Genomic DNA, 6,303 nt, shown 5'->3' on the forward strand with positions numbered 1-6,303 from the left:
GCGATGGGGCCGGCACAGGCAACCCACGAATCAGGCAATCGACCGCAGCACCCCACCATCCACCCGCAACGCCGCCCCGGTGGTCGCACTGGCCTGCATCGACGCCAGGTACACCACCATGCTGGCCACCTCCTCCACCGTCGCCAGGCGCTGGATCAGCGAGCTCGGCCGGTGCTCGGCAACGAAGTTGGCTTCCAGCTCATCCGTGGGCACCCCCTGCTCCTGCGCCAGCTTGGCAAAGAAATCGCTCACCCCTTCCGAGCGAGTCGGCCCCGGCAACACCGAGTTCACCGTCACCCCGCTACCGGCCAAGGTCTCGGCCAACCCCCGCGACACCGCCAGCAGCGCCGTCTTGGTCATGCCGTAGTGGACCATCTCGGTGGGGATCTGCAGCGCCGACTCGCTGGACAGGAAGATCACCCGCCCCCATTTGCGCTCGGCCATGCCCTGGGCGTAATGGCGCGACAGGCGCACGGCGCTGAGCACGTTGACGTCGAAGAAGCGCAGCCAGTCGGCATCGTCGATCTCGAAGAAGGGCTTGGGCTCGAAGATGCCCAGGTTGTTGACCAGGATGTCGGTGTGCGGCACCTGGTCGAACAGCGCCTGCGCGCCCGCTGCGGTACTCAGGTCGGCAGCGATGCCGATGATGCGCGCCTGCGGCAAGCGCTCTCGCACCGCGTTCAGGGCTTCATCGACACGCGCCTGGGTGCGCCCATTGAGCACCACTTCGGCGCCTGCTTCGGCCAGCCCCGTGGCGATGGCCAGGCCGATGCCAGCGGTCGAGCCGCTGACGATGGCGCGCTTGCCGTTCAAGGAAATATGCATCTGTGCACCCTCTCTAGCTGTGAGAATTACCCGGCTGCTCGTCGAACGCCTGCCAGCCACCGCCCAGGGCCTTGTACAGCCCCACCAGCGCCTGCGACACCGCGGCCGAACTGTCGATCCACTGCTCTTCGCTGGCCAGCAACGCGCCTTGCACGGTCAGCACGTTGAGAAAGTCCACCGCACCCTCGACGTACTGACGCTGGGCCGTTTCCAGCGCGATGCGGTTCTGCCGCACCGCTTCGGCCAGGTGGTCGCGACGCAACTGGCTGGCGTTGTACAGGCGTAGCACATCGTCGATTTCGTGCCAGGCGCCAAGCACCACCTTGCGGTAGTTCAGCGCCGCTTCCTGCTGCTGCGCCTCGCGCAACTGCAGGGTGCCGGCCAGCCGCCCACCCTCGAAGATCGGCAGCGACAGCTGCGGGCCGAAGGCAAAGCGGCGCGAATCCCAGGCGCCGAAGTCGGCAAGTTGCAGGGCCTGAAAACCGACACTGCCCGACAGACGGATGCTCGGGTAGAAGTCCGCCTTGGCCACGCCAATGCTCGCCGTGGCGGCATGCAGGCGGGCTTCGGCCTGGCGGATGTCGGGGCGGCGCTGGGCCAGCTCGGACGGCAGGCCGATGGCGAATGTCTGCTGCGGCGCGGGCAGTTGCGCGTCTTCGAGCAACTCGGCCTGCAGGCTGCGCGGCGGTTCGGCGGCCAGCAGGCTGAGGGCGTTGATCAGGTCATCACGCCGGGCTTCAAGGCTCGGCAGGCGCGCCTCGATGGACGCCACCTGGGCGCTGGCCTGGGCCACGTCGAGGCGCGTGGCGACGCCTTCGGCCTGGCGGTTTTCGGACAGTTTCAGGCTGTGCCGGGCAACCTCCAGGTTGTTGCGGTTCACCTCCAGGGTGTGCTGCACGGCACGCAGCTGGATGTAGTTGCCAGCCGTTTCCGAAAGCAGCGCCAGCAACACGCCGCGGCGGTCGTTCTCGGCCACTTCGACGCTGGCGTCGGCGGCTTCCACCTGGCGCCGCACGCGGCCCCACAGGTCCAGCTCCCAGCCTGCGACCAGGTCGCCCTGCCACAGGTTGAAGGCCGACTTGCCCGAGTGCCCGGAAGGGTCGCTCAAGCCTTCGGCGCTGTTGCGTGCGCGGCTGTAACCGGCGCTGGCATCGACCGACGGCGTTTCATCGGCCGCGACCGTGCTGCGCAGGGCGCGGCTTTGCAGCAGGCGGGCACTGGCCATCTGCAGGTCGAGGTTGCGCTCGGCGACGCGCTGGATCAGCGCACTCAGCTGCGCATCATGAAAGGTCTCCCACCAGCGCAACTGCAGCGGCTCGGCCTGCGGCTGGCTCGCGGCAGCCTCGCCTTGCAGCGGCGCCCATCGCTGCGGCGCCTGGCTGTCCGGGCGCCGGAAGTCGGGGCCCAGGGTGCAGCCGGCCAGCAGCACGGCCAGCAGCAGCGGGCTCAAGCGTGCGGCGGGTTTCATCGGGCGCTCACCTCTTTGCCGGCCAGGGTGTCGCCGCGGGTATCGATGGTCGCTTCCACCGACATGCCCACGCGCAGGCGGGCGAGCAGCGGCTGGCCGTCATCGAAGACGATCTTCACCGGAATGCGCTGCACCACCTTGGTGAAGTTGCCGGTGGCGTTGTCAGGCTTCACCGCCGCGAAGGTCACGCCGGTGGCCGGGGCGATGCTCTCGACATGGCCCTTGAGGGTTTCCCCGGAGAAGGTGTCGACGCTGATGTTCACCGGCTGGCCCGGCTGCACATGGGTAAGCTGGGTTTCCTGGAAGTTGCCGACCACGTAGGCCTGTTGCAGCGGCACCACCGACAGCAGGCGCGCGCCCGGGTTGACGAAGGCGCCCACGCGCAGGGCGCGCTCGCCGACCATGCCATCGACCGGCGCGGTGATGCGCGTGTAGGACAGGTCCAGCCGGGCTTTTTCCAGGCCGGCTTCGGCCCGTTTGAACTGGCCGTCGGCACTGGCCACCTGGGCGCTGAGGATGTCCACTTGCTTGCGCGTGGCCACCAGCGCCGCCTGGGTGTTGGCCAGCCGCGCAAGGGCCTGGTCGACCCGGCTGCGCGCCTGCTGGGCGTTCTGCACGGTGCCGGCGCCCTGCTCGGCCAGGCGGCTGTAGCGGTTGACTTCATGGTCGGCGAAGGCCGCTTCGGCCTGGGCCGCCTTCACCGCCGCCTCGGCCTGGGCGATCAGCGAAGCCTGGCGCTCCAGGGTGGCGCGGGCATCGGCGCTCTGCGCCTTGGCCACCAGCAATTGGGCCTGGGCGGCGTCCAGTGCGGCCTGGTAATCACGCGCATCGATGGTTGCCAGCAGCTGGCCGGCCTGGACCTGCTGGTTGTCCTCGACCAGCACCTCCTTGATGAAGCCGGCGACCTTCGGCGCCACCACGGTGTAGTCGGCGATCACATAGGCATCGTTGGTGCTCTGCCGGTGGTCGCTGCCCACTATCCAGGGGCCGACGATGCCGGCCAGCACGGCCACGGCGAGCACCGAGGCGATCACGATTGTCTTGCGCTTGTGGGTCATTTTCAGCGGTCTCGAATTCATCCAGGGGTCAGGCCACCGCACGCGGCGGGTAGACCCGGGTAGGCACGAAAGGAATCAGGCAGATCAGCGCCACGGCGACGCAGGCCATGACCAGGTACAGGTCGGCCGAGGTCAGCACCAGCGCCTGGTCGTGGATACGCTTGGCCAGGCCCGCGGCGTTATCGTCGATCAGCGGGGCGTTGCCCAGGCTGTCCACCAGGTGGTTGGAATGAAAATGCCGGCGCAGGGTGCCCAGGGCATCCAGCAGGCCGCCGGCGATCACCGCGGCCAGGCCCTTGACGGTGTTGAACCAGCTGGAGGCGAACGGGCCTTCCTGCGGAGTCATGCCATTGGTGGAGAGCATCAGCAGCGGCAGCACCGCCATCGGCTGGCCGAACACCTGCAGCAGGTAGAACGGGTAGAAGTCGCCGCGAATCCATTGCGAGGTCAGCAGGCTGCTGCCCACGCACGACACCGCCAGCATCGCCAGCCCCGCGGCCAGCACCCAGCGGCAGTCCACCGCTCGGATGTTGCACAACGCCGCCGTCAGCGGCAGGGCAATGAGCTGCGGCATGGCCACCAGCATCATCAGCGGGCTGGTCTGCGCCGGGCGATAGCCCTGGATCTGTGCCAGGTAGGCCGATGGAATGCTGCCCACACCAGACAGCACGATCAGCACGCCGGCCAGGGTCACCAGGGCGAAGCTCAGGTTGCGCCGCTGCAGCATGCGCAACTGGAAGAACGGCAGCGGCTCGGACCATTCGTTGTACATGAACAGCACCAGCAACAGTGCACCGCCACCCAGCAGCCAGCAGATCAGCGGCGAATCGAACCAGCCCCAGCGGTCGCCCAGCGACAGGCCCAGGACGATGCAGCTGATGGCCGGCAGGCCGAGCAGCACGCCGCGCCAGTCGAACTGCGCGAAGCGCTCCAGGCGCAGCGGGTCTTGTGGCAGGCCCCAGCCGACGCAGAACATGGCCAGCGCCGAGGGCAGGATGATCTGCCAGAACGCCCACTGCCAGCCGACGTATTCGGTCCACAGCCCGGCCAGTGGCGTGCCCAGGTTGGGGCCGAAGGTGGCGGTCAGGGCGTAGCAGGCCAGGCCATAGACCTTGATGCCCGGCGGCAGGAAGCGCAGCGCCACGCTCATCAGCATGGGCGGCAAGGCGCCCGAGGCAAAGCCCTGGAGCACGCGCAGCAGCATCAGGCTGTGCAGGTTAGGCGCGAACGGCTGCAGCAGGCCAAGCACGGCGAACAGGCCGACCGCACTGAGGGTGAAGCGGCGCAGGGAGAAGGTGGTGGCCAGCCAGGGGGCGAAGGCCATGGCCGAGACCGAGGCGGCGCTGTACACCGCCAGCAGCCAGGCGCCTTCGTCGGCGCCGATGCCCATGGCGCCGCGGATGTCGGCCAGGGAGATCTTGGTCACCGACTCGTTGAGGCCGGCGCAGAGCACCGCCAGCAGCACACCGAACAGCCCGACCACCACCCGCAGGCCGAACGCCGCCTGCACGGGCGCGGCCGGCGCGGGGGCGGCGGCGAGCGTGGCAGACGGGGTGGTCAGGGAACTCATGGGCAGACATCTCCAGCAACAAATTTGCGACTGGGGCAAGTCTATGAAGGTCGAATGCTGACGAAAACTGACTTCTCGGTAGTTTCAAGTTGCGTCAGACGCAATCCGGGTTTGTCAGTGAGGGCCCTATCGCCGGCAAGCCGGCTCCCACAAGGGGGGGAGCAGCGGCCTGCTTTTTTTGTGGGAGCTGGCTTGCTGGCGATAGGGCCCCAACAGGCGATCAGGGATCGACGCTGCAACAGGCCTTCAAGGTCTGGCGCAGCCAGCGATGCGCCGGGTCGTTGTGAAACCGCGGGTGCCACGCCTGCAGCACCGTCACCCGCTCCAGCGGCACCGGGATCTCGAACGAGCGCAGCGGTAGCCCGAGCTTGTGCACGCTGTTGAGGATGTTCGCCGGCATCGGCAGGATCAGGTCCGAATCCGGCAGCGAGAACAGGGCCGAGTGAAAACTCGGGGTAATCAGTGCCACCCGCCGCGGGGCCTTGAAGTTGGCCAGTTCCACATCGATCGGCCCATTCGCGCGCCCGCGCCGGGAGACGCTGATCTGTGGATAACTGGCAAAGCTGTGGGGCGTGATCGGTTGCTCGAAGATCGGGTGGTCGCGCCGCGCCAGGCCCACGTAGTACGTCTGGAACAGGCTCTGCACCTTGATTTCCGGGCCCAGGTCGACGGTCGAGCTGATGATCAGGTCGGTGCGCCCATCGCGCAGCACGCTGTCGTCATCACCGCCGGGGCTCTCGGGCACGAAGCGCAACACCGTGCGCGGCGCCTGCTCGTGCATGCGGCGCAGCAGCTGGGCGCCATACAAGGCAATGAACAGATCGTTGGTGCGGATGTTGAAGGCACGCTCGAGCCTGGGCAGGTCGACCTCATCGGCGCTGCGAAACACTTCGCCGGCCTGTTCCACCAGCGCCGCCACCTGCTCGCGCAGGGCCAGTGCCCGCGGTGTCGGCACCAGGCCGCGGCCGGCGCGCACCAGGATCGGGTCGCCCAGCGCATCGCGGATACGCCCCAGGGTCCGGCTCATGGCCGCCGGGCTCAGGTTCATGCGCTGCGCAGCGCCCACCACGCTGCCTTCGTCGAGCAGGGCATCGAGGGCGACGAGCAGGTTCATGTCCGGGAGTTGCATGGCCGTTTTCCGTGGCGGGTGTGGGAAGGTGATGTTAACAGCTTGGTGGATTGCACCAGACGCAATGCGCCCGTGCGTGGTGGGGCATTTATCTTGGCCAGTGAATCCGCCATAAGTCTTGCAGTGGCTGTACCGGCCCTATCGCCGGCAAGCCGGCTCCCACAGGTACACCACGATCACCTGTGGGAGCCGGCTTGCCGGCGATAGGGCCGGCACAGGCAACCATTCAACCTGCTTCAAGAAGGCCCCCACA

Annotated in this window: 5 protein-coding genes; all 5 read right to left on the reverse strand. The window is 67.9% G+C overall.

Translation table 11 applies throughout. From position 1 onward, the window contains the following. Positions 1–30: 30 nt before the first annotated feature. The 5 genes from L6D75_RS06450 to L6D75_RS06470 all read right to left on the reverse strand — a co-directional run bounded on the left by L6D75_RS06450 (position 31) and on the right by L6D75_RS06470 (position 6,050). Positions 31–825 carry an SDR family NAD(P)-dependent oxidoreductase gene (locus L6D75_RS06450; protein WP_176512292.1) on the reverse strand — a complete coding sequence of 265 codons (795 nt, stop codon included), beginning with the start codon at positions 823–825 and terminating at the stop codon, positions 31–33. Between the two features lie 13 nt (positions 826–838). After that, positions 839–2,293: an efflux transporter outer membrane subunit gene (locus L6D75_RS06455; RefSeq protein WP_176512291.1), complete on the reverse strand. Its 1,455-nt coding sequence runs from the start codon at positions 2,291–2,293 to the stop codon at positions 839–841. Further along, positions 2,290–3,351 carry an HlyD family secretion protein gene (locus tag L6D75_RS06460; RefSeq protein WP_176512439.1) on the reverse strand — a complete coding sequence of 354 codons (1,062 nt, stop codon included), beginning with the start codon at positions 3,349–3,351 and terminating at the stop codon, positions 2,290–2,292. The genes L6D75_RS06455 and L6D75_RS06460 overlap by 4 nt, the downstream gene beginning before the upstream one ends. A gap of 28 nt (positions 3,352–3,379) precedes the next feature. Continuing rightward, entirely contained in the window at positions 3,380–4,921 is a 1,542-nt protein-coding gene (locus tag L6D75_RS06465) for an MFS transporter (RefSeq protein ID WP_176512290.1), read from the reverse strand. 220 nt (positions 4,922–5,141) lie between these two features. Then, on the reverse strand, positions 5,142–6,050 hold the full coding sequence (locus L6D75_RS06470; protein WP_176512289.1) for a LysR family transcriptional regulator: 909 nt from the start codon (positions 6,048–6,050) through the stop codon (positions 5,142–5,144). Between the last annotated feature and the right edge of the window lie 253 nt (positions 6,051–6,303).

It is taken from the genome of Pseudomonas faucium, from assembly GCF_021602585.1.
Lineage (GTDB): Bacteria > Pseudomonadota > Gammaproteobacteria > Pseudomonadales > Pseudomonadaceae > Aquipseudomonas > Aquipseudomonas faucium.

Coding starts and splice junctions, on each gene's coding strand:
- L6D75_RS06450 (WP_176512292.1), bottom strand. CDS start 825: ATGCATATTTCCTTGAACGGCAAGCGCGCCATCGTCAGCGGCTCGACC.
- L6D75_RS06455 (WP_176512291.1), bottom strand. CDS start 2,293: ATGAAACCCGCCGCACGCTTGAGCCCGCTGCTGCTGGCCGTGCTGCTG.
- L6D75_RS06460 (WP_176512439.1), bottom strand. CDS start 3,351: ATGACCCACAAGCGCAAGACAATCGTGATCGCCTCGGTGCTCGCCGTG.
- L6D75_RS06465 (WP_176512290.1), bottom strand. CDS start 4,921: ATGAGTTCCCTGACCACCCCGTCTGCCACGCTCGCCGCCGCCCCCGCG.
- L6D75_RS06470 (WP_176512289.1), bottom strand. CDS start 6,050: ATGCAACTCCCGGACATGAACCTGCTCGTCGCCCTCGATGCCCTGCTC.